The organism is Ideonella azotifigens, assembly GCF_006519715.1.
GTDB lineage: Bacteria > Pseudomonadota > Gammaproteobacteria > Burkholderiales > Burkholderiaceae_C > Ideonella > Ideonella azotifigens.
Map to the genome: position 1 here is coordinate 1 of NZ_VIDT01000796.1, position 2,279 is coordinate 2,279.

Consider the following 2,279-nt stretch of genomic DNA (forward strand, 5'->3'; position numbering starts at 1 on the left):
CAGCCTGTTCGACGAGCTGGACGTCATCAGCGCCGTCTCCGGCGGCAGCTGGCCGGCCGCCTACCTGGCCCAGCATGGCGACGCGATGTTCCCGGCCTTCGAGCAGCAGGTGCTGCGGCGCGACCTGCAGGGCGACTTCGTGCACGAACTGCTGGCCCCCGCGCAATGGGGCTGGCTGTTCTCGCCCACCTATGGCCGCGGCGACCTGTTCGCCGAGTTCATGGACCGCGAGGTCTTCCACGGCGCCACCTATGCCGACGTGCTGGCCCGCGGGCAGCGACCCTGGGTCACGCTGAATGCGACCGACATGTCGCTGGGCGCACGCTTCGAATTCAAGCAGGAGCAGTTCGACCTGATGTGCTCGGACCTGGGCAGCGTGAAGCTGGCCACCGCGGTCGCCGCGTCGTCGGCAGTGCCGATCGCGCTGTCGCCCATCACGCTGCGCAACTACGCCGGCCACTGCCCGCAGCCGCCGCAGCTGGACCTCTACGGCCTGTTCGGCGAACGCCGCCGCGCCCAGTACTACCAGCAGGCCACCAGCTACCAGGACGGCAAGGCCAGGCCCTACATCCACCTGCTGGACGGCGGCCTGGCCGACAACCTCGCGATCCGCGCCATGCTGGAAGCCACGATGGCTGCCGGCGGGCTGCGCGCCGTGATGGCGCAGGCCGGCATCCTCGGCGTGCGCTGGCTGGTCTGCATCGTCGTCAATGCCGAAGGCCACGCCGGCCTGGAGGCCGATCAGTCCGAGCTCGTGCCCTCGGTGCTGCGCGTCACCCAGGCCGTGGCCGACATCCCGCTGGGCCGCCATTCCAACGACTCGCTGGAACTGCTGCGCGAAGCCGTCGCCCGCTGGCCCCAGGAAGCCGCCGGCCCGAACGCCGACCCGAACGCGCCGCCACCGCTGAAGACCTACCTGATCGAAGTCAGCCTCGAAGCCCTGGAAGCCGCCAGCGGCGAATCCGTCGGCAGCTCACCACTGGCCGGCCTGTCCAACTCGCTGAGCCTGCGCACCCTGCCCACCGCGCTGAGCCTGCCACCCGCCGCGGTGGATCAGGTGCTGGAGGCAGGTCACACGCTGTTCCGGCAGTCGCCTGAATTGCAGCGCCTGCTGAAGGACATCGGCAGCGAGGCCCGGCGGTAGCGGGTCAGGCGCAGCGCCCCCAAACCTCAGAGGCAGGCCCAGAGCAGCAGCGACTGATGCTGGGCGTGGGCCGAGGCGGCGAACGCCGAGAGTTCCCGCAGGTAAACGGTCACGTCCTGCGTGTCCCAGCGATCCAGCTGCGCTTGCTCCGTCCGGGCCCAGGCCAGGGCCACCGTGTCGACCTGCTCGTCGCTGAGATGGGCCAGGTCGTCCACCAGGGTTTCCGGGACCAGCGCGATCCAGGGGCCGTCTTCGCCACCATCCACGAGGCGCTGGAAGGATTCGGCAAACGCCGCCACGGCCTGCGCGTCCATCGGCTTGCCCTGCAGGATGAACGCCAGCGTGGCGAGCTTGAGGCTGTCCAGGCTGTGGCTTTCCAGCGTGGGCCAGACGTTGGCGTGGCCCTGGGTGTTCAGGATGGCTTCGGCTTCCTGGGGTTTGGCGGCGATGAGGTCGGTGAGCATGGAAAGGCAGCGGATGGGAAGGACCGGATTTTGAGGTGCTTTCGGGGCGCCGGGGTTTCGGTACATTCCTGCCGATGCCACCGCGCCCATCCAGCGCGGCCCTGTTCCTTCACGCTTTGGAGATCCCGATGCTCAGGCGACCCCTTCTGGCTCTGCTGGCCACCCTTGCCACCACCGCGGCACTGGCCGCGACGCTGCCCTACAACGAAACCGCGGATGCCAAGGCCGAGCTGCGCGACGCGCTGGCGCAGGCGGGGCAGTCCAAGCTGCCGGTGCTGGTGATCTTTGGCGCCAACTGGTGCGAAGACTGCCGGGCGCTGGACGCGGCGCTGAAGAGCGGCAAGAACGCCGAGCTGATGGCCAAGTCCTTCAAAGTGGTGAAGGTGGACGTGGGCAACTTCAACCGCAACCTGGACCTGGCCAACAGCTACGGCAACCCGATCAAGAAGGGCATCCCGGCCGCTGTGGTGCTGTCGCCGGACAACCAGCTGATCTACGCCACCCGCGGCGGCGAACTGGCCGATGCGCGTCACATGAGCGAAACCGGCATCTACGACTTCTTCTCGGCCCACGCCAAACACCAGTGAACGCCTCCCGGGCCGGGCTGCGCTTCCTTTGATGTCCGATGCCGACCTGCTCGCCGCCTTGCTGGACGCCGCCTGGCGCGGCGG

At 68.8% G+C, this 2,279-nt stretch carries 3 protein-coding genes; 2 read left to right on the forward strand and 1 reads right to left on the reverse strand.

From position 1 onward, the window contains the following. On the forward strand, positions 1 to 1,144 hold a 1,144-nt coding region (locus FKP22_RS27730; protein ID WP_141291228.1), incomplete at its 5' end, for a patatin-like phospholipase family protein. A gap of 26 nt (positions 1,145 to 1,170) precedes the next feature. Here FKP22_RS27730 and FKP22_RS27735 read toward each other — a convergent pair. After that, the gene (locus FKP22_RS27735) at positions 1,171 to 1,608 is read right to left on the reverse strand and encodes a hypothetical protein (RefSeq protein ID WP_141291230.1); all 438 of its coding nucleotides are present in this window, start codon (positions 1,606 to 1,608) and stop codon (positions 1,171 to 1,173) included. A gap of 128 nt (positions 1,609 to 1,736) precedes the next feature. Here FKP22_RS27735 and FKP22_RS27740 point away from each other — a divergent pair, with 128 nt between their 5' ends. Then, entirely contained in the window at positions 1,737 to 2,195 is a 459-nt protein-coding gene (locus FKP22_RS27740) for a thioredoxin family protein (protein WP_141291232.1), read from the forward strand. Positions 2,196 to 2,279: the final 84 nt, after the last annotated feature.

Coding starts and splice junctions, on each gene's coding strand:
- FKP22_RS27735 (WP_141291230.1), bottom strand. CDS start 1,608: ATGCTCACCGACCTCATCGCCGCCAAACCCCAGGAAGCCGAAGCCATC.
- FKP22_RS27740 (WP_141291232.1), top strand. CDS start 1,737: ATGCTCAGGCGACCCCTTCTGGCTCTGCTGGCCACCCTTGCCACCACC.